Annotated in this window: 24 protein-coding genes; 15 read left to right on the top strand and 9 right to left on the bottom strand. The window is 60.6% G+C overall.

What is annotated here, in order from left to right; translation table 11 throughout:
• Positions 1-67: 67 nt before the first annotated feature.
• The 14 genes from btuC to ACJ8HB_RS00345 all read left to right on the top strand — a co-directional run bounded on the left by btuC (position 68) and on the right by ACJ8HB_RS00345 (position 14,881).
• Positions 68-1,075, top strand: coding sequence for a vitamin B12 ABC transporter permease BtuC (btuC, locus tag ACJ8HB_RS00410; protein ID WP_033638330.1), 1,008 nt, complete (start codon positions 68-70; stop codon positions 1,073-1,075).
• Between the two features lie 45 nt (positions 1,076-1,120).
• On the top strand, positions 1,121-1,672 hold the full coding sequence (locus tag ACJ8HB_RS00405; RefSeq protein WP_033638331.1) for a glutathione peroxidase: 552 nt from the start codon (positions 1,121-1,123) through the stop codon (positions 1,670-1,672).
• Between the two features lie 5 nt (positions 1,673-1,677).
• Positions 1,678-2,433, top strand: a complete 756-nt coding sequence (gene btuD / locus ACJ8HB_RS00400) for a vitamin B12 ABC transporter ATP-binding protein BtuD (protein ID WP_047567824.1) — start codon at positions 1,678-1,680, stop codon at positions 2,431-2,433.
• Between the two features lie 396 nt (positions 2,434-2,829).
• A complete protein-coding gene (gene arnB / locus ACJ8HB_RS00395) occupies positions 2,830-3,984 on the top strand; it encodes a UDP-4-amino-4-deoxy-L-arabinose aminotransferase (RefSeq protein ID WP_033638335.1) in 1,155 nt (384 codons plus the stop codon).
• A complete protein-coding gene (gene arnC, locus ACJ8HB_RS00390) occupies positions 3,941-4,951 on the top strand; it encodes an undecaprenyl-phosphate 4-deoxy-4-formamido-L-arabinose transferase (RefSeq protein ID WP_194243198.1) in 1,011 nt (336 codons plus the stop codon). The genes arnB and arnC overlap by 44 nt, the downstream gene beginning before the upstream one ends.
• The gene (gene arnA, locus ACJ8HB_RS00385; protein WP_047571640.1) at positions 4,951-6,933 is read left to right on the top strand and encodes a bifunctional UDP-4-amino-4-deoxy-L-arabinose formyltransferase/UDP-glucuronic acid oxidase ArnA; all 1,983 of its coding nucleotides are present in this window, start codon (positions 4,951-4,953) and stop codon (positions 6,931-6,933) included. The genes arnC and arnA overlap by 1 nt, the downstream gene beginning before the upstream one ends.
• Complete coding sequence (gene arnD, locus ACJ8HB_RS00380) at positions 6,930-7,835, top strand: 4-deoxy-4-formamido-L-arabinose-phosphoundecaprenol deformylase (protein ID WP_047567815.1); 906 nt, start codon at positions 6,930-6,932, stop codon at positions 7,833-7,835. Before arnA ends, arnD begins: the two co-directional genes overlap by 4 nt.
• Complete coding sequence (gene arnT, locus ACJ8HB_RS00375; protein WP_033653922.1) at positions 7,832-9,496, top strand: lipid IV(A) 4-amino-4-deoxy-L-arabinosyltransferase; 1,665 nt, start codon at positions 7,832-7,834, stop codon at positions 9,494-9,496. The genes arnD and arnT overlap by 4 nt, the downstream gene beginning before the upstream one ends.
• Complete coding sequence (gene arnE, locus ACJ8HB_RS00370) at positions 9,493-9,837, top strand: 4-amino-4-deoxy-L-arabinose-phosphoundecaprenol flippase subunit ArnE (RefSeq protein WP_047567796.1); 345 nt, start codon at positions 9,493-9,495, stop codon at positions 9,835-9,837. The genes arnT and arnE overlap by 4 nt, the downstream gene beginning before the upstream one ends.
• Positions 9,834-10,226 carry a 4-amino-4-deoxy-L-arabinose-phosphoundecaprenol flippase subunit ArnF gene (arnF, locus tag ACJ8HB_RS00365; protein ID WP_033638346.1) on the top strand — a complete coding sequence of 131 codons (393 nt, stop codon included), beginning with the start codon at positions 9,834-9,836 and terminating at the stop codon, positions 10,224-10,226. The genes arnE and arnF overlap by 4 nt, the downstream gene beginning before the upstream one ends.
• 176 nt (positions 10,227-10,402) lie before the next feature.
• Positions 10,403-10,867, top strand: coding sequence for an NlpC/P60 family protein (locus ACJ8HB_RS00360; RefSeq protein WP_016927954.1), 465 nt, complete (start codon positions 10,403-10,405; stop codon positions 10,865-10,867).
• A gap of 59 nt (positions 10,868-10,926) precedes the next feature.
• Positions 10,927-11,940, top strand: a complete 1,014-nt coding sequence (locus tag ACJ8HB_RS00355) for a lipoate--protein ligase A (RefSeq protein WP_047571639.1) — start codon at positions 10,927-10,929, stop codon at positions 11,938-11,940.
• A gap of 509 nt (positions 11,941-12,449) precedes the next feature.
• Positions 12,450-13,181, top strand: a complete 732-nt coding sequence (locus ACJ8HB_RS00350; RefSeq protein WP_033646308.1) for an EAL domain-containing protein — start codon at positions 12,450-12,452, stop codon at positions 13,179-13,181.
• A gap of 257 nt (positions 13,182-13,438) precedes the next feature.
• Entirely contained in the window at positions 13,439-14,881 is a 1,443-nt protein-coding gene (locus ACJ8HB_RS00345; protein ID WP_047567793.1) for a protein adenylyltransferase SelO, read from the top strand.
• 37 nt (positions 14,882-14,918) lie between these two features.
• Here the strand turns inward: ACJ8HB_RS00345 and ACJ8HB_RS00340 are convergent, their stop codons facing one another.
• The 9 genes from ACJ8HB_RS00340 to ppsR all read right to left on the bottom strand — a co-directional run bounded on the left by ACJ8HB_RS00340 (position 14,919) and on the right by ppsR (position 23,818).
• Positions 14,919-15,704, bottom strand: coding sequence for a heme ABC transporter ATP-binding protein (locus ACJ8HB_RS00340; protein ID WP_047567792.1), 786 nt, complete (start codon positions 15,702-15,704; stop codon positions 14,919-14,921).
• Complete coding sequence (locus tag ACJ8HB_RS00335) at positions 15,697-16,701, bottom strand: FecCD family ABC transporter permease (RefSeq protein WP_033638351.1); 1,005 nt, start codon at positions 16,699-16,701, stop codon at positions 15,697-15,699. The genes ACJ8HB_RS00340 and ACJ8HB_RS00335 overlap by 8 nt, the downstream gene beginning before the upstream one ends.
• Complete coding sequence (locus ACJ8HB_RS00330) at positions 16,701-17,531, bottom strand: heme/hemin ABC transporter substrate-binding protein (RefSeq protein ID WP_047567790.1); 831 nt, start codon at positions 17,529-17,531, stop codon at positions 16,701-16,703. The genes ACJ8HB_RS00335 and ACJ8HB_RS00330 overlap by 1 nt, the downstream gene beginning before the upstream one ends.
• Positions 17,528-18,565 (bottom strand): hemin-degrading factor, encoded by a 1,038-nt coding sequence (locus tag ACJ8HB_RS00325; protein ID WP_047567787.1) that lies wholly within the window; start codon positions 18,563-18,565, stop codon positions 17,528-17,530. The genes ACJ8HB_RS00330 and ACJ8HB_RS00325 overlap by 4 nt, the downstream gene beginning before the upstream one ends.
• Before the next feature lie 66 nt (positions 18,566-18,631).
• On the bottom strand, positions 18,632-20,674 hold the full coding sequence (locus tag ACJ8HB_RS00320; protein WP_047567785.1) for a TonB-dependent hemoglobin/transferrin/lactoferrin family receptor: 2,043 nt from the start codon (positions 20,672-20,674) through the stop codon (positions 18,632-18,634).
• A gap of 94 nt (positions 20,675-20,768) precedes the next feature.
• Positions 20,769-20,951 (bottom strand): hemin uptake protein HemP, encoded by a 183-nt coding sequence (hemP, locus tag ACJ8HB_RS00315; RefSeq protein ID WP_016927944.1) that lies wholly within the window; start codon positions 20,949-20,951, stop codon positions 20,769-20,771.
• Positions 20,952-21,122: 171 nt separating this feature from the next.
• Positions 21,123-21,608, bottom strand: a complete 486-nt coding sequence (locus tag ACJ8HB_RS00310) for a glutathione peroxidase (RefSeq protein ID WP_038871031.1) — start codon at positions 21,606-21,608, stop codon at positions 21,123-21,125.
• Positions 21,609-21,713: 105 nt separating this feature from the next.
• Complete coding sequence (locus tag ACJ8HB_RS00305) at positions 21,714-22,760, bottom strand: 3-deoxy-7-phosphoheptulonate synthase (RefSeq protein ID WP_004931381.1); 1,047 nt, start codon at positions 22,758-22,760, stop codon at positions 21,714-21,716.
• A gap of 197 nt (positions 22,761-22,957) precedes the next feature.
• A complete protein-coding gene (gene ppsR / locus ACJ8HB_RS00300) occupies positions 22,958-23,818 on the bottom strand; it encodes a posphoenolpyruvate synthetase regulatory kinase/phosphorylase PpsR (RefSeq protein WP_160866759.1) in 861 nt (286 codons plus the stop codon).
• 459 nt (positions 23,819-24,277) lie between these two features.
• Here ppsR and ppsA point away from each other — a divergent pair, with 459 nt between their 5' ends.
• The gene (gene ppsA, locus ACJ8HB_RS00295) at positions 24,278-26,656 is read left to right on the top strand and encodes a phosphoenolpyruvate synthase (protein WP_041034881.1); all 2,379 of its coding nucleotides are present in this window, start codon (positions 24,278-24,280) and stop codon (positions 26,654-26,656) included.
• The last annotated feature ends 76 nt before the right edge of the window (positions 26,657-26,732 follow it).

Raw genomic sequence — 26,732 nt, 5'->3', positions numbered from 1 at the left:
CCCCTAATATTCGACTCAAACGTCAATTATCCGGCCACGACAGCGGCCGGCAGGGAACCGCCGCGCCATGCCAACCAGCCGTACCTTCACCTTATTGTTGCAACATCAACGCTACCGCGATAAACGCCAGATCGGTCTGTTGGCGCTGGGCGTGGCGGTGGCGTTGCTGTTCAGTCTTTGCGCCGGCGACCAATGGATATGGCCGTCAGAGTGGTTCAGCGATCGGGCGCAACTGTTCGTCTGGCAACTGCGTTTGCCGCGCGCGCTGGCTGTGATGCTGGTCGGCGCCGCCCTGGCGGTGGCGGGCGCGGTAATGCAGGCGCTGTTTGAAAACCCGCTGGCGGAGCCCGGTCTGCTGGGCGTCGCTAACGGCGCCGGCGTAGCGCTGGTGCTGACGGTGTTGTTGGGGCAGGGGTTGTTGCCGGTGGCGCTGATGAGCGCCGCCGCGATAGCCGGTGCGCTGGCGATGACCTTCCTGTTGCTGGGCTTCGCTCGCCGCCGACGTCTGACCAATGCGCGGCTGTTGCTGGTCGGCGTGGCGCTGGGCATCGTGTGCAGCGCGCTGATGACCTGGGCGGTCTATTTCAGCACCAGCCTCGATCTGCGGCAGCTGATGTACTGGATGATGGGCGGTTTCGGCGGGGTCGACTGGCGCCAAAAGTGGCTGGTGCTGGCGCTGCTGCCGGTGCTGCTGTGGCTGTGTGGCCAGGGCAAAGCGCTCAACCTGATGGCGCTGGGCGAGGTACAGGCGCGGCAACTAGGGCTGTCGCTGCATCTGTGGCGTAACCTGCTGGTGCTGGCGATCGGCTGGCTGGTCGGCGTCAGCGTGGCGCTCGCCGGGGTGATTGGCTTCGTTGGGTTGGTGATCCCGCATATTTTGCGGCTTATCGGCCTGACCGACCAACGCTATCTGTTGCCGGCCTGCGCGCTGGCCGGGGCTGGGGTGTTGCTGGTGGCCGATGTGGTTGCCCGCATTGCGCTGCTGGCGGCCGAGCTGCCGATCGGCGTGGTGACCGCCACGCTGGGGGCGCCGCTATTTATCTGGTTACTGACCCGGGCAAAAGGCGTAAGGTAGTTCTCTTCATTCACCTGCCATTAAAAAACCAAAGGATGACAACCGATGAGCAAGCCAATCGACAACCTGCCGTTACAAACCATTGAAAATCAGCCGACCACGCTGGGCGCCTACCGGGGTAAGGTGTTGCTGGTGGTCAACGTGGCCTCGGAGTGCGGCCTGACCAAACAGTACGAAGGGCTGGAAGCGCTGTACGAAGCCTACCGCGATCAAGGGCTGGAAGTCCTCGGGTTCCCGTCCAATGAATTCCTGGGCCAGGAGCCGGGCAGCAACGAAGAGATCCTGGCGTTTTGCCGTGGCACCTTCGGCGTGCAATTCCCGATGTTCGCCAAGATTGAGGTGAACGGCGAACGCCGTCATCCGCTGTACCAGGCGCTGATTGCCGCACAGCCGGAGGCTGTCGCACCGCAGGGCAGCGAGTTTCTGGCGCGGATGACCAGCAAAGGGCGTGCGCCGAAGCACCCCGGTGATATTCTGTGGAACTTCGAGAAATTCCTGATCGCGCGCGACGGCACGGTGATCCAGCGCTTCTCGCCTGACACTACGCCGGAAGATCCGGCGCTGGTGGCGGCGGTGAAACAAGCGCTGGCAGGATAAGACAGATGCTGCAACTCGTTGAGGTTGGGGTGGCGGGGCGCCTGGCGCCTTTTTCGGCACAGATTGACGGCGGGTTGCAGGTTCACCTGATCGGCCCCAATGGCGCAGGGAAGAGCACCCTGTTGGCGCGGGTGGCGGGCATGCTGCCGGGGCTGGGCGAAGTCTGCCTGGACGGACGCGCGTTAGCCGATTATCCGGGGCACGCGCTGGCATGCCGGCGCGGCTATCTCAGCCAGCAACAGCCGCCGGTGTCGCTGATGCCGGTGTTTCAGTATTTGGCGTTGCACCGGCCTGCCGGCGCGGCGCAAACCGAGGTGGAGCACGCCATCCTCTATCTGTGCCAGCGGTTGAAGCTGGTGGATAAGCTGTCACGCACGTTGACGCAGCTTTCCGGTGGCGAATGGCAGCGGGTGCGGCTGGCGGCGGTGTTGCTGCAGGTGTGGCCCAGCGTCAATCCGCACAGCCGATTGTTGTTGCTGGATGAACCGACCAATAGCCTGGACGTGGCGCAAAAGGTCGCGCTGGATCGCCTGCTGCGCGAATTCTGCCAAAGTGGGCGCAGCGCGCTGGTGTGCGCGCACGATCTGAATCATACCCTGCAGCAGGCCGATCGGGTTTGGTTGCTGCACGCTGGGCAGCTGGTGGCGCAGGGCATCACCCGTGAGGTGATGGCGCCCGACCTGTTGTCGCAGATCTATGAAGTGGATTTTCACCTGCAATGGGTGGGGAACCAGCGTTGGATCATGACGCGCACGGCTTAATTCGTCCCGGCAGCATAAATGTAAACGAAAACTAAACGTAGTGAATATAAATAGCCGGGTAATCATCGGCTATTATTGTTCCACCGCTCATTTTATCGTGGGTTTTATTGAAAAGCGTCAATGACGTGCTAGGCTTGATTCGGCGAAAATAAAATAAGTAAATAATTATTAAAAAGAATAAACAATTGATTTTATTGGTAAATTAAATTAACGGTAACGACATCTATCCATCAGTTCTCCCACTGATGACACGTCTCGTCTTAAGGTTTAGTTAAGCTTGCGGCCTTACATTGTCAGTTAATCCACGGAAACGATTCTTCTCTGGCGTTTAATATTCGTTAAACGAAAGGGATTTACAGTGTCATCAAAAGCAGCTCGATACGTTTGGGGTTAACTATGGATCAATTTTTGCCTTTCTCTCGTCCGGCCATCGGCGATGAAGAAATCGCCGCGGTAGAGAAAGTGTTGCGTTCCGGTTGGATCACCACCGGGCCGCAAAACCAGCAACTGGAAAGCGACTTCTGCTCCACTTTCGGCTGTAAGCACGCCATCGCCGTCAGTTCCGCCACGGCGGGTATGCACATCACGCTGATGGCGCTGGGTATCGGCCCCGGCGACGAAGTCATCACCCCTTCGCAAACCTGGGTCTCCACCCTCAACATGATCGAGCTGCTGGGCGCCACGCCGGTGATGATCGACGTTGACCGTGATACGTTGATGGTCAGCGCCGCCGATGTCGAGGCTGCCATCACCCCGAACACCAAAGCGATTGTTCCGGTGCATTACGCCGGTGCTCCCCTGCAAATGGATGCGCTGCGCGCCGTAGCCGCACGCCATCGCTTGCCGCTGATCGAAGACGCCGCCCACGCGGTCGGCACGCGCTACAACGGCGAATGGGTCGGCGCACGCGGCACGGCGATTTTCTCTTTCCACGCGATTAAAAACGTGACCTGCGCCGAAGGCGGCCTGATCGCCACCGACGACGATGCGCTGGCGGATCGCCTGCGTTGCCTGAAGTTCCACGGTCTGGCCGTCGATGCCTTCGATCGCCAGCAGCTTGGCCGCAAACCGCAGGCCGAAGTGGTGGAGCCGGGTTACAAATACAACCTGTCCGACATTCATGCGGCGATCGCCGTGGTGCAGCTGTCGCGCTTTGCTGAGCTGAACGCGCGCCGTAAGGCGCTGGCACAGCGCTACCTGAGCGCGCTGGAAGGCTCGCCGTTCCAACCGTTGGGCGTGCCGGATTATCCGCATGATCACGCCTGGCACCTGTTTATGGTCCGCGTCGATCCCGCGCGTTGCGGCATCGATCGCGACCAGCTGATGGAGCGCCTGAAAGAGGTTGGCGTCGGCACCGGGCTGCATTTCCGCGCCGCGCATACTCAGAAATTCTACCGTGAGCGTTATCCGCAGCTTTCTTTGCCGAATACCGAATGGAACTCGGCGCGGCTGTGCACCTTACCGCTATTCCCTGATATGACCGACGCCGACGTGGATCGCGTGGTCAATGCCTTGTCTTCTGTTGTGGAGTCTTTACGTGCCTCGCGTTGAACCGATTAAAAAAGTCTCGGTAGTCATCCCGGTATACAACGAGCAGGAAAGCCTGCCGGCGTTGCTGGAGCGGACTACTGCCGCCTGTAAGCAGTTATCTCAACCTTATGAAATCATCCTCGTCGACGATGGCAGCAGCGACAACTCCGCTGACATGCTGACTGCGGCGGCGGAAAAGCCGGATAGCCACGTGATCGCCGTCTTGCTGAACCGCAACTATGGCCAGCACTCGGCCATTATGGCCGGTTTCAATCAGGTGACCGGCGATCTGGTGATTACGCTGGACGCCGATCTGCAGAACCCGCCGGAGGAGATCCCACGGCTGGTCAGCGTGGCGGAAGAGGGCTATGACGTGGTGGGCACCGTGCGCGCCAACCGTCAGGACTCCTGGTTCCGCAAAAGCGCCTCGCGCGTGATCAACATGATGATTCAACGCGCCACCGGCAAGTCGATGGGGGACTACGGCTGCATGCTGCGCGCCTACCGTCGTCATATCGTTGAGGCGATGCTGCACTGCCATGAGCGCAGCACCTTTATCCCGATCCTGGCGAATACCTTCGCCCGCCGCACGACCGAGATCGACGTGCGTCACGCCGAACGCGAGTTTGGTGACTCGAAGTACAGCCTGATGAAGCTGATCAACCTGATGTATGACTTGATCACCTGCCTGACCACCACGCCGCTGCGTTTGCTCAGCGTGGTCGGCAGCATCGTGGCACTGTCCGGGTTTGTGCTGGCGCTGGTGCTGATAGCGCTGCGTCTGCTGCTCGGCCCTGAATGGGCCGCCGGCGGCGTGTTCACCCTTTTCGCCGTCCTGTTCACCTTTATCGGCGCCCAGTTTGTCGGCATGGGGCTGCTGGGTGAATACATCGGCCGCATCTATACCGACGTGCGCGCGCGTCCTCGCTATTTTGTTCAGAAAGTGGTCGGTGCACAGCAGGGCCACAATACTCAGGAAGAAGAATGATGAAAGCTATTGTATTTGCTTACCATGATATTGGCTGCGCCGGTCTGAAAGCGCTGACTGAGGCGGGTTATGACGTGCAGGCCGTGTTCACGCACACCGACGACCCTGGCGAGAACAACTTCTTCTCCTCCGTGGCCCGTTTGGGCGCCGAATTGGATCTGCCGGTCTATGCGCCAGAGGACGTAAACCACCCGCTGTGGGTTGACCGCATTCGCGCACTGCAGCCGGACGTGATCTTCTCGTTCTATTACCGCCACATGCTGAGCGACGAGATCCTGTCGCTGGCACCGCAGGGCGGTTTCAATCTGCACGGTTCGCTGCTGCCGCGTTACCGTGGCCGTGCGCCGGTGAACTGGGCGCTGGTGAACGGCGAAACCGAAACCGGCGCCACGCTGCACAAGATGGTGAAACGCCCGGACGCCGGCGACATCGTCGGGCAGCAAAAAGTGGCCATCGCCGACAGCGATACCGCGCTGACGCTGCACAAAAAAGTGCTGGAAGCCGCGCAGATCGTGTTGAAAGAGCAACTGCCGAAGCTGAAGAACGGCACCGCCACCTTCACCAAGCAGGATGAGTCCCAGGCCAGCTACTTCGGCCGCCGCACCGCGGCGGACGGCGAGATCCTGTGGCACAAATCCGCCAAAGAGATCAACAACCTGGTGCGCGCCGTCACCGAGCCGTACCCGGGGGCGTTCAGCTACCTCGGCCAGCGCCAGCTGATCGTCTGGCGCTCTCGCGTGCTGGATACCCAACACGATAAGCAGCCGGGCACCGTGCTGAGCACCTCGCCGCTGGTCATCGCCTGTGGCGAAGGCGCGTTGGAGATCGTCGCCGGTCAAAACGACAGCGGTCTGTACGTGCAGGGCAGCCGCCTGGCGCAGGAAATGGGCATCGTCACCGACGTGCGTCTGGCCGCCAAGCCGAATGCCGCGATGAAACGCCGCACCCGCGTACTGATCCTTGGGGTCAACGGCTTCATCGGCAACCACCTGACCGAGCGCCTGCTGCGCGACGATCGCTACGACATCTACGGTCTGGATATCGGCTCTGACGCCATCAGCCGCTTCCTCGACAACCCGCGCTTCCACTTCGTGGAAGGCGACATCAGCATCCACTCCGAGTGGATCGAGTATCACATCAAGAAATGCGACGTGGTGCTGCCGCTGGTGGCGATCGCGACGCCGATCGAATACACCCGTAACCCGCTGCGCGTGTTCGAGCTGGACTTCGAAGAGAACCTGAAGATTGTTCGCGACTGCGTGAAATACAACAAGCGCATCATCTTCCCGTCCACCTCTGAAGTGTACGGCATGTGCGACGACAAAGAGTTCGACGAAGACCATTCACGCCTGATAGTCGGGCCGATCAACAAGCAGCGCTGGATCTATTCGGTCTCCAAACAGCTGCTGGATCGGGTGATCTGGGCTTACGGCGCCAAAGAAGGCCTGAAGTTCACGCTGTTCCGTCCGTTCAACTGGATGGGGCCGCGCCTGGATAACCTGGACGCGGCGCGCATCGGTTCTTCCCGCGCCATCACCCAGCTGATCCTCAACCTGGTGGAAGGTTCGCCGATCAAACTGATGGACGGCGGCGCGCAGAAACGTTGCTTCACCGACATCAACGACGGCATCGAAGCGCTGTTCCGCATTATCGAGAACCGCGACGGCCTGTGTGACGGCCAGATCGTCAACATCGGCAACCCGACCAACGAGGCGAGCATTCGCGAGCTGGCGGAAATGCTGCTGGAAAGCTTCAACAACCACCCGTTGCGCGACCGCTTCCCGCCGTTTGCCGGCTTCAAGGACGTGGAGAGCAGCAGCTACTACGGTAAAGGTTACCAGGACGTCGAGCACCGCACGCCGAGCATCAAAAACGCTCACCGCCTGCTGGGCTGGCAGCCGACCATCGAGATGAAGCAAACCATCGCCGATACGCTGGACTACTTCCTGCGCACTACCGTTCAGGAAGGGAACGGTGCATGAAGAAAGTCGGTCTGCGGGTTGATGTAGATACCTTCAGCGGCACCCGTGAAGGGGTGCCGCAGTTGCTGGATCTGTTCGAAAAGTACGACATTCAGGCCAGCTTCTTCTTCAGCGTGGGACCGGACAACATGGGGCGCCATCTTTGGCGCCTTTTGCGTCCGAAATTTTTGTGGAAAATGCTGCGTTCGAACGCCGCCTCGCTGTACGGTCTGGACATTCTGCTGGCCGGCACCGCCTGGCCGGGGCGCAACATTTCACGCGCGCTGGGGCCGCTGATGAAGCGCACCGCCGAAGCCGGCCATGAGGTCGGGCTGCACGCCTGGGATCACCAGGGGTGGCAGGCCAAGGTTGGCCACTGGAACGAAGCGCAGCTGACCGAACAGGTACAGCTGGGCGTCGACGCCCTGAGCGCCTGCACCGGCCAGCCGGTGAAATGCTCCGCCGTGGCGGGTTGGCGCGCCGATACGCGCGTGCTGGAGGTCAAACAACGCTTCGGCTTCCATTACAACAGCGATTGCCGCGGCACCCATCCGTTCCGTCCGGTGCTGAGCGACGGGCGCCACGGTACGGTGCAGATCCCGGTGACGCTGCCGACCTTCGATGAAGTGATTGGCAGCGAAGTCAGCATGGCCGACTTCAACGACTATATTCTGCGCGCCATCGAGAACGATCGCGGCGTGCCGGTGTACACCATTCACACCGAAGTGGAAGGCATGTCGCAGGCGGCGATGTTCGAACAGTTATTGCAACGCGCACAGCGGCAGGGCATCGAATTCTGTCCGCTGAGCGCGCTGTTACCGCAAGATTTGGCGTCACTGCCGTTGGGCCGCATCAAGCGCGCTCCTTTCCCCGGCCGCGAAGGTTGGCTGGGCTGTCAAACCGATGTGAAGGACGTTACATGAAGGCGCTAAAAGGATCCTGGGCCATTGTGCTGGCCGTTTTTTTTGCTCTGGTTTACCTGATCCCGCTTAACGGCCGCCTGCTGTGGCAGCCGGATGAGACGCGTTATGCCGAGATCAGCCGTGAAATGCTGCAGCGCGGCGATTGGGTCGTGCCGCACCTGCTGGGGTTGCGCTATTTCGAAAAGCCGGTGGCGGGTTACTGGTTCAATAACATCAGCCAGTGGCTGTTTGGCGAAAACAACTTTGCGGTGCGTTTCGGCTCGGTGTTCAGCACCGGCATGACCGCGCTGCTGGTGTTCGCGCTGGCGATGCTGATGTGGCGCAATGCGCGCCGCGCCAGCCTGGCGGCGCTGATGTTCCTGTCGATGGTGCTGGTGTTCAGCATCGGCACCTACAGCGTGCTGGATCCGATGATCTCGCTGTGGCTGGCGGCGGCGATGGTCAGTTATTACCTGACGCTGAAAGCCACCTCGGTCAAAGGCAAGCTGGGCGCTTACGCGTTGCTGGGCCTGGCCTGCGGCATGGGCTTTATGACCAAGGGCTTCCTGGCGCTGGCGGTGCCGGTGATTGCGGTGATCCCGATCGTCATTCAGCAACGCCGCATCAAGGATCTGCTGTGCTATGGCCCGGTGGCGATCGTGACCGCTACGCTGCTCAGCCTGCCGTGGGCGCTGGCGATCGCGCAACGTGAACCCGATTTCTGGAATTACTTCTTCTGGGTCGAGCATATTCAGCGTTTCGCCGAAGATAACGCCCAGCACAAGGCGCCGTTCTGGTATTACCTGCCGGTCCTGCTGGCGGCGGTGCTGCCGTGGCTGGCGCTGCTGCCTGGTGCGCTGCTCAAGGGTTGGCGCGAGCGCGTACAGCGTCCGGAGCTGTTCTTCCTGCTGAGCTGGGCGCTGATGCCGCTGATCTTCTTCAGCATCGCCAAAGGCAAGCTGCCGACCTACATTCTGCCGTGCATGGCTCCGCTGGCGCTGCTGATGACCGCCTATGCGGAAGACTACGCCGCCACGCTGCGCGCCAGGCTGTTCAAGGCCAACGCCTGGCTGAACGGCCTGTTCGGCCTGATCGGCATCGTGGCGCTGGTGGTGTTGAGCTCCGGTCTGCTGCCGAAAGCGCATCTGTTTACTCCGCAGGAGTGGCCGAAACTGGTGCTCGGCCTGATCGCCTTCGGCGGCTGGCTGCTGTTCGCGCTGGTTTCCGTACGCGACAACGGCCGCCAATGGCGCTGGGCGGCGGCTTGCCCGGTGCTGCTGTGCCTGGTGATCGGTTACGCCATCCCGCAACAGGTGACCGATTCCAAACTGCCGCAAAACTTTGCCCGCGCCACGATGGCCGAACTGAGCGACAGCCGCTATGTGTTGAGCGACAGCGTCGGGCTGGCGGCCGGCCTGGCCTGGGAGCTGAAGCGCAGCGACGTGCTGATGTACAGCCAGAAAGGCGAGGTGGCCTATGGTCTGGAGTACCCGGACGCCAAGGGGCACCTGATCAGCGATGCCGACTTCCCGCAGTGGCTGGCGCAGGCGCGCAAGCAGGGGAACGTGTCTCTGGTGCTGCAGCTGTCCCGTGGCGAAGCGCTGCCGCAGGAACTGCCCGCCGCAGACAAGGTGGATCGCATGAACCGCCTGGTGCTGATGTGGTATAAACAGCAACCATGATGGGTTTTCTGTTGGTGATTGTGGTCAGCCTGCTCACCTGCGGTGGGCAGCTGTGCCAGAAACAGGCGGCGCACTGTTGGGAACGGGCGGATGAGGCGCGGCTGAAGCTGACGCTGCGCTGGTTGGCGCTGGCGGTGCTGCTGCTGGGGCTGGGCATGGCGGTGTGGCTCAATGTGCTGCAACGCCTGCCGCTCAGCCTGGCTTACCCGATGCTCAGCCTGAACTTCGTGATGGTGACGCTGGCGGCGCGCTGGCTGTTTCATGAGTCGACGACCGCCCGCCACTGGTGCGGCGTAGCGTCGATTATGTTGGGGATCCTGCTGATGAGCGTGCATTCATGAGGGGCTATGCCTGGGGCGCCGCCAGCGTGTTGCTGGTGACGTTGGCGCAGTTGCTGATGAAGTGGGGCATGGTGCAAATCCCGCTGATGTCGTTCGCCGACGTCTCGTTGGCGCTGATCGGCGGCTACTGGCTGCCGCTGTTGGCGGTGGGCGGCGGCATCTGCGGTTATGCGCTGTCGATGCTGTGTTGGTTCTTTGCGCTGCGCCACCTGCCGTTAAACCGCGCTTATCCATTGTTGAGCGTCAGTTACGCGCTGGTCTATCTGGCGGCGGTGATCCTGCCGTGGTTCAACGAGTCCGCTACGCTGCTGAAAACGCTGGGCACGCTGTTTATTCTGTTCGGCGTCTGGCTGATTAACAGCAAGTCCGAGACTAAATCGCCGGAATAGGGCCAAAACCGGCGATCCTGTCATTATCTCCCTTATGGCGCTTGCCTTTTTCCCCGTGCGGGAGATAAATTAACGCCAAATAGCACTCTCCTTACGTGGTGCCGGCTTTGCCTCGCAGGCGGTGTGGTGGTGTACCGGATGGCATAATGCGGCAACGTGTTCAATGAAGGGATATTATGCGGATGCGTGTGTGGTTTTTATTAGCCAGTTTGATCCTCGCCGGGTGCAGCAGCCATGCGCCGCCGCCCAGCGGCCGCCTGGCGGACTCTATCGTGGTGGTGGCCCAGCTCAATGAGCAGCTGCGCCAGTGGTACGGCACGCCATACCGTTACGGCGGCCTGGATCGGGGCGGGGTAGATTGTTCCGGCTTTGTTTACCGCACGTTCCGCGATCGTTTTGACATGCAACTGCCGCGTTCGACCGAAGAACAGACCTCGCTGGGCACCAAGGTTTCCCGCGATGAGCTGATGCCGGGCGATCTGGTGTTTTTCAAAACCGGCGGCGGTGAGAACGGCCTGCACGTCGGCATTTACGATACCAACGACCAATTTATCCACGCGTCGACCAGCCGTGGAGTGATCCGCTCCTCGCTCGATAACGTCTACTGGAAGCGGGTGTACTGGCAGGCGCGACGCATTTAGCCTTAACCCATTGATTTGGTGTATCATGGCGGCATCTCATGTTTTGGACGGTGCCTGCCATGAACAGCCTGCGTTTACTGATCTCCGACTCCTACGATCCCTGGTTCAACCTGGCGGTGGAAGAGTGCATCTTCCGCGAAATGACCACGCAAAAAATTCTCTTCCTGTGGCGCAATGCCGAAACGGTGGTGATTGGCCAGTCGCAGAACCCCTGGAAAGAGTGCAACACCCGGCGCATGGAGCAGGACGGCATTCGGCTGGCGCGGCGCAGCAGCGGCGGCGGGGCGGTATTTCACGACCTGGGCAACACCTGTTTCACCTTTATGGCCGGCAAGCCGGGCTACGACAAGAGCGTCTCGACCGACATCATTCTGCAAGCGCTGCGGCAGCTGGGCGTCGCGGCCGGCGCGTCGGGGCGCAACGATCTGGTGATGGAAACCGCCGACGGGCCACGTAAAATATCCGGCTCGGCCTATCGAGAAACCCAGGATCGCGGTTTCCACCACGGCACGCTGCTGCTGAACGCCGACCTGGAACGGCTGGCGAACTACCTCAATCCGGATCCCAAAAAGCTGCAGGCCAAGGGCATCACCTCGGTGCGTTCACGCGTCGCCAATCTGGCGGAGTTTTTGCCGGGCATCAGCCATGAGCAGGTATGCGACGCCATCGTGCAGGCTTTCTTCGCCCACTATGGCGAAACGGCCGAGCCGGAGATCATTTCGCCGGACGTGTTCCCCGATCTGCCCGATTTTGCCGCGCAGTTCGCCAAACAAAGCAGCTGGGAATGGAATTTCGGCAAGGCGCCGGCGTTCAGCCACTTGCTTAACGAGCGCTTTGTCTGGGGCGGCGTAGACCTGTTCTTCGATGTGGAGAAGGGGGCTATCGTTCGCGCGCAGGTGTTCACCGACAGCCTTAATCCCGCCCCGCTGCAGCGGCTGGCGGATATGCTGGTGGGCTGCCCGTATCGAAGCGAGCCCGTTGCCGCCTGCTGTGATCGACTGATGGCGGACTATCCTCAGCAGGCGGCCGAATTAGCCGAACTGCGGCAATGGCTGAGTGAAACGATCCGTTAGCGAAGGCCTGGTGATAAAGGGATGAGCGTGCTCATCCCTTTTTTTATCGCTGAAATCGATGTTTGCACGGCGGTAGCGCAGATTTTCTGAAAATCAAGGTGGGCATTTTTTTGCGTTTTCAATGCCGAGAATAACGGGCGGAATTGATGCGTTATTAAATTTAATCAGTCATCGTTAACGGCAGGGAAAATCGGCGTTAAGGCGGGAAGATTATTTTACTTTATTTAAGATTTTTCTTAAATAAAACAAAGGAGATAAGTCAAATTTGGCCGTCAATCCATTCTACTTAAGCCAAATACCTTTTCACATAACGCGTTTGGCGGGCGCCATGGCATAAGTTCGGCTGCTTTTCTTTGCGCCTTTCACGATTGTCGTATAGCTTTAATCTATCAATTAAATGATATTTCATGGGTATTTACATTGATATTTCCGATTAATCCCAGAGGGATTGATCGATAAAATATATTGATATACGATGATACGCTAGCCATTCATCCTGTGGCATTAAAATGAACATCCAACTCGAAGCTGACTTTATTAGTAGCTATGTTTTTCAACCTGTTTACTCAATGGAGGGTGGGCTGTTGGCGGTGGAAATGTTGAGCCGATTCAACAGTCTCGACGGTGATTTAGCCATGCCGGCCGAAATTGGGATTAATTTATTGGCGCCTGAACAAAGGATTGAGTTATTTAATGAGCAACTGAAACTTGCGGAGCAGCATGCGGCTTGGTTTACCGGTAACAACGTGCAGTTGACCATCAATATCGAAGAAACCATCGTTGAGCTTATTCTTTCCGATTCGGCGTTGTGCCAACGGATCGGGCAATATCCTTTTATTGCATTTGAAGTGAGTGAGAGTTTTCCGAATCTTTCGGCCGGGAAGAACAACCCGAGCGTGCGGCGATTAAGCGAAATGTTTACGCTGTGGCTCGATGATTTCGGTTCCGGTAAAGCCACGCTGACCGCGTTGTACGATGGTTTGTTTGACTACGTAAAGATAGACAAGCGTTTTTACTGGCAGCTGTTTACCCATCAGGGATATGACGTGGTCATCGACTCGTTGTTAAAGAATATCAACCTGTTATGTAAAGGCGTGATCGTCGGAGGAATAGAGAAAAAAGAGTATTTTAATAAACTCAGGTACGCCGGTGTTTTAGGTCTGCAAGGTTTTTTATGGCCCAGCGTTGGTGTGGATAATCTGCAAGCTTTGCTGGCGACGCCCAGCGAGTTCAATAATTAAGAAGTGATATAAAAAATTACACACAATGAGGTAAATCATGCACGGAGTGAGGTTACCGTGATTCCGCTACCGTTATTGATCCTCGTTGTTGGGCTGATAACACCGTTTATCAGCCGGCGTTAAACCGCGCTTCCTCAGCCAGGCGGAACGCCAAACTCCCCGCATCCGTCCTGACGACAGGCGGATGCGTTCTCCCTGCATTCCTTCGGTGTTAATCCGCTCGTTCAGGCTCTACACTACGCTGAAACGGAGGGCCTATGCCGCAGTTCGATAACGCTTACTACCAACAGTTACCCGGTTTCTACACCGCTCTGAACCCGACGCCGCTTAAGGATGCGCGCCTGCTGTACCACAGCGAGCCGCTGGCGCGCGAGCTGGGGCTGGATGAAAGCTGGTTTACTCAGGATAAGACCCCGATTTGGGCGGGAGAAACGCTGCTGCCGGGCATGCAGCCGCTGGCGCAGGTGTACAGTGGCCACCAGTTTGGCGTGTGGGCCGGGCAGTTGGGCGATGGCCGCGGCATTTTGCTTGGCGAACAGGTTCTGGCGGACGGCAGCCACCGCGACTGGCACCTGAAGGGCGCCGGGCTGACGCCGTATTCGCGCATGGGGGACGGCCGCGCGGTGCTGCGTTCGGTTATCCGCGAGTTTCTGGCCTCTGAGGCGCTGCACCATTTGGGGATCCCCACCACCCGAGCGTTGACCATCGTCACCAGCAGGCAGCCGGTGTTCCGCGAGCAGCCGGAACGCGGTGCCATGCTGATGCGGGTGGCGGAAAGCCACGTGCGCTTCGGCCACTTCGAACACTTTTACTACCGTAAACAGCCGGAGCAGGTACGGCAGCTGGCGGATTTCGTCATTGCCCGTCACTGGCCGCAGCTGCAGGATCAGGCCGAGCGTTACCTGTTGTGGTTTACCGACGTGGTCGAACGGACGGCGCGCCTGATCGCCCATTGGCAAACCGTCGGTTTCGCGCACGGCGTGATGAACACCGACAACATGTCGATTCTCGGTATCACCATCGATTACGGTCCTTACGGCTTCCTTGACGACTACCAGCCCGGCTATATCTGCAACCATTCCGATCACCAGGGGCGTTACGCCTTCGACAATCAGCCGGCGGTGGCGTTGTGGAACCTGCATCGTCTGGCGCAGACCCTATCGGGGCTGATGACCACCGAACAGCTGCAGCAGGCGCTGGCGGCGTATGAGCCGGCGCTGATGCGTGCCTACGGCGAACAGATGCGCGCCAAACTCGGCTTCTTCACGCCGACGGCGCAGGACAACGACGTGCTCACCGGTCTGTTGAGCCTGATGGCGCAGGAAGGGCGGGACTATACCCGCACGTTCCGCCTGTTGAGCGAGACCGAACAGCAGCAGGCGCAGTCGCCGCTGCGCGACGAGTTTATCGATCGCGCGGCGTTCGACGCCTGGTATCAGCAGTATCGTCAGCGTTTGCAACAGGAGCAGGTGAGCGATGCGGAGCGGCAACGGGCGATGAAGGCGGTGAATCCGTGGCTGATCCTGCGCAACTATCTGGCGCAGCAGGCGATTGAGGACGCGGAGAACGACGACGTGGGCCGTTTGCAGCGATTGCATCAGGCCCTGCTGCGGCCGTTCGACGATGTGCCGGAGTATGACGATCTCGCCGCGCTGCCGCCGGACTGGGGCAAGCACCTGGAGATTTCCTGCTCCAGCTGAGATGAAGAAAGGGCGCTTGATAGCGCCCTTAAATTTTTTATTGGCGCAGGTAGACCTGCGGCAGCGACACTTCGGGATGATGCACCACGCCAAGATCGGCCTGATACCAGCGGGTGAGGATCTCCGTTTGCAACACTTCCTGCGGCGTGCCGCTCGCCACCAACCGCCCCTGATGCAACAGCAGGATCCGATCGGCGTACAGCGCGGCCAGATTGAGATCGTGCAGCACGCAGCAGACGCCCAGCGGTTGTTGGCGCGTCAGCGAGCGCAGCAGGCGCAGGGTGTGCTGCTGGTGATACAGATCCAGCGCCGAGGTCGGTTCGTCGAGGAACAGCCAGGCGGGGGACGGCTGCGGTTGCCACAGCTGCGCCAACACCCGCGCCAGCTGCACCCGCTGTTGTTCACCGCCGGACAGCTGGCGGTAGTCGCGCTGCGCCAGCGCCAGGCAGTCGGTTTGTGCCATCACCTGTTGGATCGCCTGATGCTCGTCGCGTTTGCCGTGCGGCGAACGCCCCATGCTGACCACTTCTTCCACGCTGAATGGAAACGCCAAATTGCTGTACTGGCGCATCACGGCCCGGACTTTGGCCAACTGTTGCGGCGCCCAGTGTTCCAGTGGGCGGTCAAGCAGCCGACATTCGCCGCAGTCCGGCGTCAAATAGCCGGTCAGCAAGCGCAGCAGCGTCGATTTGCCGGCGCCGTTAGGGCCGATAATCGCCACCATTTCACCGCCGGCAAGGCTGAGCGAAACGTCGTTGATCAACCGGCGCGTACCGAGGCTGTAACGCAGCTCCCGGGCTGTCAGGCAGGCGACGTTATCCACCGGCTCGCTCCCGCTGGCGCATCACCAGCCACAAGAAATAGGGACCGCCGATCAGGCTGGTCATCAGCCCCACCGGCATTTCGGCCGGCGCCACCAGCGTGCGCGCCAGCGTATCGCTGACCAGCAACAGGCAGGCGCCGCCCAGCGCGGAGCAGGGCAGCAGCCAGCGGTGATCGCCGCCGAGGCGCATGCGCACCAGATGCGGCACCACCAGGCCGACGAAGCCGATCACACCGCTCATCGCTACCGCCGCGCCGATCAGCAGGGCGCTCAGCAACAGCAGCTGCAGCTTGGCGCGCTGGACGTTCACCCCGAGGTAGTGGGCCTCTTCGTCCCCCAGCTGCAACAGGTTCAGCCGGCGCGCCTGCAGCAGCGTCAGCAGCGCCGCAGGCAGGATCAGCGAGGCGGAAACCGCCAGGGTCGGCCACTGCGACTGGCTGAGGCTGCCCATCATCCACAGCGAGAACTGGCGCAGCTGTTGATCGCTGCTGACGTAAGAGAGCACGCCGATGGCCGCCATGCACAGGGCGTTGATGGCGATGCCCGCCAGCAGCAGCCGCGACAGATTGCCGTGCCCGCTGCGGCTGATGCCGTAGATCAACAATGACACCAGCAGGCTGCCGAGGAACGCCGCCAGCATATGACCGTACAGCGCGATCGTCACCGGCAACGCCAGCGGCATCACGATGAACAGCGCGACAAACAGCGCGCCGCCGCTGCTGATGCCCAGCAGGCTCGGATCCGCCAGCGGGTTGCGGAACAGCCCTTGCATCACGGCGCCGGACACCGCCAGCGCGCAGCCGATCACCACCGCCAGCAGCACGCGCGGCAGGCGAATGTTCAACCAGATGTGCCAGGCTGCGTCGCTGAAGGGTTCGCGCCATAGGGTGCGAAACGACAGCGTCAGCGCGCCCAGGTTGGCGGCGACCAGCGCCAGCAGCGTCAGCAGCACCAGCAGACCGATGATGGCCAGCTGGGGCGAGGTGCGACAGCGCATTACTTTTGCTCCGCCGCGTGGCGCAGCTTGGCCAGCGCCGCCGGCGTTTCCAGACCGAAGCCCAGCAGCGCCATGTCATCGACGATCAGCACGCGGCGCTGCTTGCCCGCCGGCGTCAACGCCAGGCCCGGCAGCGTCCACAGCTGCTGTTCGCCGCCGAGGGTGCGCACGCCGTCGGTGGTAACCAGCAACAGATCCGGCGCGCTGGCGATGACGCCTTCCTGCGACAGCGGACGGTAGCGGTCAAAGCCCTGCATGGCGTTTTTCAGCCCGGCGGCGGCGATCACCGCGTCGGCGGCGGTGTGTTGCCCGGCGGCCATCGGCGTAATGCCGCCGTGGCTCATCACGAACAGCACCTTGACCGGCAGCGGGGAGGTATCCACCGCCGCCAACTGCCGTTGATAGCGTTCGCTCAGCTGTTTGCCTTGCTCAACGCGCTGCAGCGCTGCGGCGATCGTAGCGATTTTCTGCGGCACCGCCTGCAGGGTGGTGTCACCCGGCACGCTGACCACGTTGACACCGCTGTCCGCCAGCTGTTTGAGCACCAGCGCCGGCTGTGCCAGCTCGGTCGTCAGCACCAGCGTCGGCTTCAGCGCCAAAATGCCTTCGGCGTTCAGCTGGCGCATGTAGCCGACGTCCGGCAGCTTTTTCACCGCTTCCGGATGCAGACTGGTGCTGTCGCGGGCGATCACCTCGTCGCCGGCGCCGAGCGCGAAGGCGATTTCCGTCACGTCGCCGCCGATCGAGACGATGCGCTGCGCCGCCGCGGCGGTGAGCGGCAGCGCCAGCGACATCATCAACGCCAGGCGGCGGATCAAGGAAGATTTCATGCGGCGATGTCCTTGGCGGCGAGCGCGGCAACCTGCTCGCGCCACTGGGTTTGTTCCGGCTGGCCTTCGGTGCGCTGGCCATACAGCTGCGCGATCTGCGTGCCGTCGGCGGCGAACAGCTCCAGGCTGGTGACGATGCCGTCCTTGGTCGGTTTGCGGGTGATCCAGCTTTCGGCGATGGCGTCTTCAATCAGGTGCAGCGTGAAGCGGCGGTTGAACACGTTGATCCAGCCTTCCTGCGGCATCAAACGTTCGATCTGGCCGGTGAAGATCTGCACGCAGCCGCGGTTGCCGACGAAGATCATGATCTCGTTTTGCTGTTGCTGCGCCGCTTCGAGCAGCTGCGACAGCGCGCTGTTGTCCACCTGGTAGGCCAGATCGTCGCCGACGGCGCGGAAGGCCTGTTGGCGCGTCAGCTTGTTGCGGCTCAGCAGCTGGAAGAACTGGTGAACGTCGGTCATCGCGCGCCACTCACCGTCGATTTTGGCATGATCCTGCGTCGTTTCATCGGTGGTTGCCGCCTCGGCGGGCTTCAGCGCCAGCGCCGGGTTTTCTTCGCTCAGGTGGCGCTCCACCAGCGCCATCCAGGCCGGCAGATCGGTTTCCTCGGTGGTGTAGACCTTGTGCAGCGCATCGCCCTGTTGGTCGAAGAATTGAATGCTGTGGCGCACGCCGCGCTTGTTGGTTTCGCTCATGGCGAAGACGCTGGTCCAGTGGTTGAGGAACAGGCGCAGATCCAGCTCGCGTGGGTTGAGGATCAGCCCGGCGTGGCCGTTGAGGTGCTGGTTGCGGTAGCGGCCCATCTGCTCATGCACCGCATAGCTGTTGCGGGTGATGGACTTGGTGACGCCGACCTGCTCAAGCTCGGTCAGCAGGGTGCGCGCGTCGGCCTGCAGGCGGCGGGTGTCGTGACCGACGCGGGCGTGCGTCAGCTCCGCTTCGCTGACGCCGAGGATCGCAGCCAGATCGCGGGCGTATTTGCCGGGGTGATCGATTTTAGCCTGTTGGTAGCGTTCGTATAGGGTGTTGCTCATGCGGGATTCTCCTGCGCTGTAATGCGAACGGCGGACAACCGGGTTGTCCGCCAGATAGTCAAATGATTACCACTGGTAGCTGACCAGCAGTTTGGCGTTGCGGCCATCCTGCGGGACGCCCTGCGGCGAGTAATATTCCTTGTCGAAGGCGTTGCCCAGCACCACGGTGGTGGTCATGCCCTGCAGCCGATCGCGGCCCTTGTAGCTCAGATAGAAGTCGTTGACGCCATAGCCGCCTTGTTCCGAGTAGGTGGCGGGCACTCGCTTGGCGCGCTCGGCGAAGGTGGCAACCCAGCCGGCGGACAGGCCGGTTTCGCCCAGCGGCACGTCCAGCGAGCTGGTAACGGTATCCGGGCTGATGTCGGCCAGCCAATCGCCGCTTTTCGCGTTCAGCTCGCCATTGCGAGACTTGTCCTTGCCGCGTGTACGGTTGTAAGCCAGATCCCAGTTAAACCACTTGGTCTGATAGTTCAGCGAGGTGTCCCAACCCCAAATTTTGGCGCGAGAGATATTCGCTGAGGCGGTCTGCGTGCGAGTGACATACATGAAGATGTAGTCTTTGGCGTCGGTATCGAAGTAACTGGCCTTGAATTGCAGGCTGTCATCCGTCAGCAGCAGATCGTCGAAGCGCAGGCCGAAACCGGCTTCGGTGGTGCTGGTGGTTTCCGGCCGCAGATTAGGATTGGGCACCCAATAGTTGCCGGGGAAGTGGCGCGAATCGTTGTACATCTCGCCCATGGTCGGGGCGCGGAAGGCCTGGGAATAGGAGCCGAACAGCATCAACCAGTCGGTCGGCGAGTAGCTCAGGGCTCCGCGGGACGACCATTTGTCGGCCTTGACGTCTTCGTGGCCCTGGCTGCTGCCTTTGTAATCGTCGTAGCGCGTGCCTGCCAGCACGGTGATCGGAATGTCGCGCAGCGTAATTTCATCCTGTAGCCAGCCGGAGGCGAAGTTGATCTTGGCCTGCGGGAAGCTGGTGGTGGCGCCGCCCGGCTGCTGTTTCTGTTCATAGACCTCGGAGCCGTAGGTCAGCAGGTGTGACGCAAAGCTGTCGGCGAACAGGCGCGTGCGGTTTTCCAGCTTGCCGCCGTTGGTGGTCTGCTTGCGGAATTCGTCGGTCGCGCCGGCGTTGTGTGCATTGATTTTGACTTCCGAGGTGTACAACTTGGCGGTGGCGTCCAGCCAATCCTGGCCGACTGGCTTGAGTTTATAGCTCAATGCCGCATCGCGCTGGATGGTCGAGCGGTTGGTCATCGGGTTGCCGCTCGAGCTGCCCGGCGTCTGCGGATTTTTCGGCTCTTGAGCGCTGTTGTTGTAGTAGCGCAGATCGCCGCTCAGCGACTGGTTGTCGTCGATCTTCCAGGTGCCTTTGGCCAGCACGTTGCTGATGGTTTCGTCGTTAGGCGCATCGAAGCCGTTGCCCTGGCGCAGATCGCCGACGTCGCGAGTGCCGAAAGACAGCAAACCGTCGAGGTTATCGGTCTTGCCGTAGGCGCTGGCGCCCATGCCCAGGCTGTGATCGCCGCTGCCGGCGGTGCCGTAGACGCGGAACCCGGTATCCTGGCCCGGCAGCAGCAGATCGGCGGCATCAACGGTCTCGTAGGCGATAACGCCGCCCAGTGCGCCGCTGCCGTACAGCAACGCAGAGGGGCCGCGCACAATTTCAATGCGCTTGACCAGCGCCGGATCGAGGAAGGTGCCGCCGATGTGGCCGGTATCGGTCCCCTGGCGGATGCCGTCGACCAGCGTCAGCACGCCGTTTTTTCCGTAGCCGCGCATCGTCACGTCCTGGCCGTTGCTGCGCCCGGTGCCGTTGACGGTGATGCCCGGTACGCGGCGCAGCATATCGGCGGCCGAAGTGGCGGTCTGGCTTTCCGGCGAGTTGCCTTCGATGACCGTGACCATCATCGGCGCTTCAAAGCTGCTGCGCTGGTTGCCGGTGGCGACCACGGTCATGGTCTCGTCGGCGGCTTTGGCTTTTTTGGCCGGCGCCGCGTTGGAAGAGGATGTTGTGCTGGTGTTTTGTGCCAAGGCCACCGTAGGCAGAGCGCAGGCAATCGCCAGACTCAAAGCGGAAAAACGCAGCCGGGTGGAAAATGTCAGAGGCATGGTGCAACTCTCCGTATGTAATAAAACATATCAATAGATTTGCTGGCTGCCTGGATCAAAAGATCGGGGTGGCTGGCGTTTGAGGGTTCTGTGGTTATTTGGTCAGGATCAATTTCCCGGCTTTGGTCTGCCGCAGCTGATAGCGCTGGCCCTGATGGGTAATGAACGCGATGCCGTCGGCGCCGAGCAGCTGTGCGCTGTCGTAGCTGGGCGGCGCGTTTGCGCTGTGCTCGGTCGGGGCCGCGGCGGCGGGGGTAGGCGTGTTGGCAGTATCCATTATCATTGTGCTTATAAAACAGACCATTAAATGGTAATTAATATCAAACTGAGAATCATTATCATGTGAAGGAAAGGTTACATCAAGGAAAATTTTCTTACCGATGGAACCTTTTTGTCGAATGGACATCCGGCGGCGGGCCGAGCGTACCCGGCCCGTAAAAAAGGGGGGTTATTTCAGCAGGGTTTCGATGCGGTCAAACAGGCGTTCGGGCTTGGTGATCGGCGCAAAGCGCGTGACGCGCTGGCCGTCGGCGGTGAGCAGGAACTTGGTGAAATTCCATTTGATGCGGCGGCTGCCCAGAATGCCGGGCGCCAGGCGTTTCAGCTCATTGAACAGCGGGTGCGCGCCGGGGCCGTTAACGTCTATCTTGCTGAACAGCGGGAAACTGACGCCGTAGTTGAGGCTGCAAAAGTTGGCGATCTCCAGCGGGCTGCCCGGCTCCTGAGAACCAAACTGGTTGCAGGGGAAGCCGAGCACCACCAGGCCGCGTTCGCGATAGTATTGCCACAAATTTTCCAGCCCGCGGTACTGCGGGGTAAAGCCGCACTTGCTGGCGGTGTTGACCACCAGATAAGCGCGCGCCGGAAAATCGCCCAGCGTTTTTTGCTCGCCCTGCAGTGTGACGCAGGGGATGGATAACAGAGAGTGAATCATGCCGGGGCTCCAGGTGCGTTTCGGCGGGTGCAAATAGGTTGCAATCAGTATAGATGAGCGGTGCGGGAGGGATAAAGCCGGGGCGAAGCCCCGGCCTAGGTTGCGTCAGAAACGGCTATCGACCGCATCCGCCAGCATCGCCAGCAGCTGTTCGCTGTCGGACCAGCTCAGGCAAGGATCGGTGATCGACTGGCCATAGGTCAGCGGCTGGCCGGCGACGATCTTTTGCGTGCCTTCCACCAGGAAGCTTTCCGCCATCACGCCGGTGATGGCGGCGGAGCCGGCGCGGATCTGTTGGCAGACGTTGTCGGCCACTTCCAGCTGGCGGCGGTGCATTTTCTGGCAGTTGCCGTGGCTGAAGTCGATCACCAGGTGTTCCGGCAGATCGAACTCGCGCAGGCTGTCGCAGGCGGCGGCGATGTCGCTGGCGTGATAGTTCGGCGTTTTGCCGCCGCGCATGATGATGTGGCCGTACGGGTTGCCGCTGGTCTGGTAGATGGTCATTTGGCCATGTTTGTCCGGCGACAGGAACATGTGCCCGGCGCGCGCCGCGCGAATGGCGTCGATGGCGATGCGAGTGTTGCCGTCGGTGCCGTTTTTAAAGCCGACCGGGCAGGAGAGCGCCGAGGCCATTTCACGGTGGATCTGGCTTTCGGTGGTGCGCGCGCCGATGGCACCCCAGCTGATCAGATCGGCGATGTATTGGCCGACCACCATGTCCAGGAATTCGGTGGCGGTCGGCAGGCCGAGCTGGTTCACTTCCAGCAGCAGGCGGCGCGCCATTTCGATGCCGCGGTTGACCTGGAAGGTGCCGTCCAGCGCCGGATCGGATATCAGGCCTTTCCAGCCGACGACGGTGCGCGGTTTTTCGAAATAGGTGCGCATCACGATCTCCAGGCGATCCTGGTAGCGTTCGCGCAGGGCGTTCAACCGGCCGGCGTAATCGACGGCGGCGTCGAGATCGTGGATGGAGCAGGGGCCGATCACCACCAGCAGGCGGCGGTCTTCACCGGTGAGGATTTTCTCAATGCGTTTTCGTGACGCGGTCACGTTGTCGGCGACGGCCGCCGAGATCGGCAGCTTGTCCGCCAACGCTTGCGGCGTGACGAGGCTGTCGATGCGCGCGGTCCGCAGTTCATCTGTTTTGTGCATGTTGTTCCCTGGAAACTGTTCTTCTCTGCGGCAGGAGTGCCGGGAAGTGATGGCGATCACAATAACGCAAAAAGCGCTGAATTCAACCGTAGAGATTGTGTTCTGTTGATCAAAGCCGCGAAAAAAAGCACAAAAAAATCAGCGGCTGCTGAAATAAACGGCAGGCGGCGGGGCGCGGCGGCCCCGCGAGGCAAAGGTCAGAACATGCGGCGGCTCATGCCGAGGATGTCGAGGATTTTGGTGGAGATCTCTTCGACCGAATAGTTGGTGGTATTGAGGTAGCGGATCTGATTTTTGCGGAACAGCGCCTCGACTTCGGCGATCTCCATGCGGCACTGGCGCAATGAAGCGTAACGGCTGTTTTCACGCCGTTCCTCGCGGATCGCCGCCAGGCGTTCCGGATCGATGGTCAGGCCGAATAATTTATGCTGAAACGGTTTCAGCGAGGCCGGCAGGTGCAAATTGTCCATATCGTCGGCGATAAACGGGTAGTTGGCGGCGCGGATGCCGAACTGCATCGCCAGATAAAGGCTGGTGGGGGTTTTGCCGCAGCGCGACACGCCGAGCAGGATCACCTGCGCCTGATCGAGGTTGCGCAGCGAAATGCCGTCGTCGTGCGCCAGCGTATAGTCGATGGCGGCAATGCGCGCGTCGTACTTGCCGAGGTTGCTGGCGGTCAGACCGTGGGTGCGGTTCGGCACCGGCGTCGGCTCCACTTCCAGCTCGCCCTGCAGCGGGCCGACCAGCGCCTGCACGATATCCTGGCAGAAGCCCTGGCTCTGCACGATCACATCGCGCACTTCCGGCGAGATGATGGAGTAAAACACCAGCGGCCGCACGCCGGTTTCATTATAGATATCATCGATTTGTTGGCGAACTGCGCGAGCGCGCGCCTCGGTTTCGACAAACGGCAGGGTATAGGTGGTCGCCGTGACCGGGAACTGCGACAGCACCGCGTGTCCCAGCACTTCGGCGGTGATCGCCGTACCATCCGAAATATAAAAAACGCTTCTTTCCACCCAAGGCTCCTTACCTGAAAACGGTGTTACTGCTGTCATCACTGTCAATATCATGAGCCGCAGACGATCCGCCGGTAAAGGGGCGAGGGGAAAAATTGTGACGGCGGGGCGGTAAAGCGCCTTGCGGCGGCGCGTGAAGAAAAGCGCGCTTTGGCGGCGGTAAAAATCGCGGCGCAGCGACGCTTTTCGATCCGAAACGTAAATTTGCCGCTATTTTCACCAAAAACGGTAGCGTTTGCGTGGTCATTAAAACAGAAGTTTAAAAAGAGCGTAATTTGTTGAGAACTAAGCTTTTCGTGCGATTGGGAACGGTTCCCAGGCAAATCAGCCGGTTAGGACATTCTCTTAAAAACCACTTTCTTCAGTGGGTTGATCGATTCACCTTTCCATTTTCCCCGGATCAGTGTGCTAGTCTGATTCGGCTCCGTGTTAGCGGCGCCGTAAAGCAAGCGAATTAAATCCGTCTTTACCCTACTGATAGCAATAAGGATTGTCTCGATGTCCAACAATGGCCCAGACTTGCGTAATGTGCTTTGGTACAACCAGCTTGGCATGCACGACGTTGACCGTGTCGGCGGCAAAAACGCCTCCCTCGGTGAAATGATCACCAATCTTTCCGATTTGGGCGTGGCCGTGCCGAACGGTTTTGCCACCACCGCACAGGCGTTTAACGATTTCCTCGAACAAAGCGGTGTTAACCAGCGCATCTATCAGCTACTGGATCAGACCGACGTTGACGACGTTGCACAACTGGCCAAGGCCGGCGCCCAGATCCGCCAATGGGTGATCGACACGCCGTTCCACGCCGAGTTCGAACGCGAAATTCATCAGGCTTACCAACAGCTCGCCGACGGCGAACCGGAAGCTTCCTTCGCGGTGCGCTCCTCCGCCACGGCGGAAGACATGCCGGACGCGTCCTTCGCCGGCCAGCAGGAAACCTTCCTCAACGTGCAGGGCATCGACGCCGTAATGGTGGCGATCAAGCACGTGTTCGCATCGCTGTTCAACGACCGCGCCATCTCTTATCGCGTGCATCAGGGCTATGACCACCGCGGCGTGGCGCTGTCGGCGGGCGTACAGCGCATGGTGCGCTCGGATTTGGCCTCTTCGGGTGTGATGTTCACCATCGATACCGAGTCCGGCTTTGATCAGGTGGTGTTTATCACCTCCGCCTTCGGCCTGGGTGAAATGGTGGTGCAGGGCGCAGTGAACCCGGATGAGTTCTACGTGCACAAACCGACGCTGCAAAACGGCAAGCCGGCGATCGTGCGCCGCAACCTGGGTTCGAAAAAGATCCGCATGGTGTACGCGCCGTCGCAGGATCACGGCAAGCAGGTGCGCATCGAAGACGTGCCGGAAGCGCAGCGCAGCCGTTTCTCGCTGACGGATGACGAAGTGCAGGCGCTGGCGCAGCAGGCGATCCTGATCGAAAAACATTACGGCCGCCCGATGGATATCGAGTGGGCGAAAGACGGCCATACCGGCAAGCTGCTGATCGTGCAGGCGCGCCCGGAAACCGTGCGCTCCAACGAACAGACCATGGAGCGCTACCAGCTGAACGGCTCCAGCCCGGTGCTGGTGGAAGGCCGCGCCATCGGCCACCGCATCGGCGCCGGTCCGGTGAAAGTGATCCACGACATCAGCGAAATGGATCGCATCCAGCCGGGCGACGTGCTGGTCACCGACATGACTGACCCGGACTGGGAACCGATCATGAAGAAGGCCGCCGCGATCGTCACCAACCGCGGCGGGCGTACCTGTCACGCGGCGATCATCGCCCGTGAACTGGGGATCCCGGCGGTGGTGGGCTGCGGCCACGCCACCGACGTGCTGAAAGACGGCCAGAAAGTCACCGTCTCCTGCGCGGAAGGCGACACCGGCTTCGTTTACAGCGATATGCTGGACTTCAGCGTGCAGAGCTCCGAAGTGACCGAGCTGCCGGATCTGCCGCTGAAGATCATGATGAACGTCGGCAACCCGGATCGCGCCTTCGACTTTGCGCGTTTGCCGAACGAAGGCGTGGGCCTGGCGCGGCTGGAATTTATCATCAACCGCATGATCGGCGTGCACCCGCGTGCGCTGCTGGAGTTCGATCAGCAGACGCCGGCGCTGCAAAACGAGATTCGTGCGCTGATGCAGGGTTACGATCATCCGGTCGAGTTCTACGTCGGCCGCCTGACCGAGGGCATCGCGACGCTGGGCGCCGCCTTCTGGCCGAAGCGCGTGATCGTGCGCCTGTCCGATTTTAAATCCAACGAGTACGCCAACCTGGTGGGTGGCGACAAGTATGAACCGCACGAAGAGAACCCGATGCTGGGCTTCCGCGGCGCCGGCCGCTACGTGGCCGACAGCTTCCGCGATTGCTTCGCGCTGGAGTGCGAGGCGGTGAAACGCGTGCGTAACGAAATGGGGCTGACCAACGTCGAAATCATGGTGCCGTTCGTGCGCACCGTGGCGCAGGCGGAAGCGGTGGTGGCCGAGCTGGCGCGTCAGGGGCTGAAGCGCGGCGAAAACGGGCTGAAAGTGATCATGATGTGCGAGATCCCGTCCAATGCGCTGTTGGCGGATCAGTTCCTCGAACACTTCGACGGCTTCTCCATCGGCTCCAACGACATGACCCAGTTGGCGCTGGGGCTGGATCGCGATTCCGGCGTGGTGTCGGAGCTGTTCGACGAACGCAACGACGCGGTGAAAGCGCTGCTGTCGATGGCGATTCAGGCGGCCAAGCGCCACGGTAAATACGTCGGCATCTGCGGCCAAGGCCCGTCCGACCACGAAGACTTCGCCGAGTGGCTGATGGAGCAGGGCATCGACAGCCTGTCGCTTAATCCGGACACCGTGGTGCAGACCTGGATCAATTTGTCGAAAAAGAAATAATTTCTCGGCATCGCTGAGGCATTAACGCCGGGCCGCAGTTAACGCTGCGGCCTTTTTATTTCTGAATGTAAATAAC

The sequence above is a fragment of the Serratia sp. CY27727 genome (assembly GCF_052169275.1).
Taxonomy (GTDB): Bacteria; Pseudomonadota; Gammaproteobacteria; order Enterobacterales; family Enterobacteriaceae; genus Serratia; species Serratia sarumanii.
This window is presented reverse-complemented; position numbering and strand designations above follow the sequence as displayed.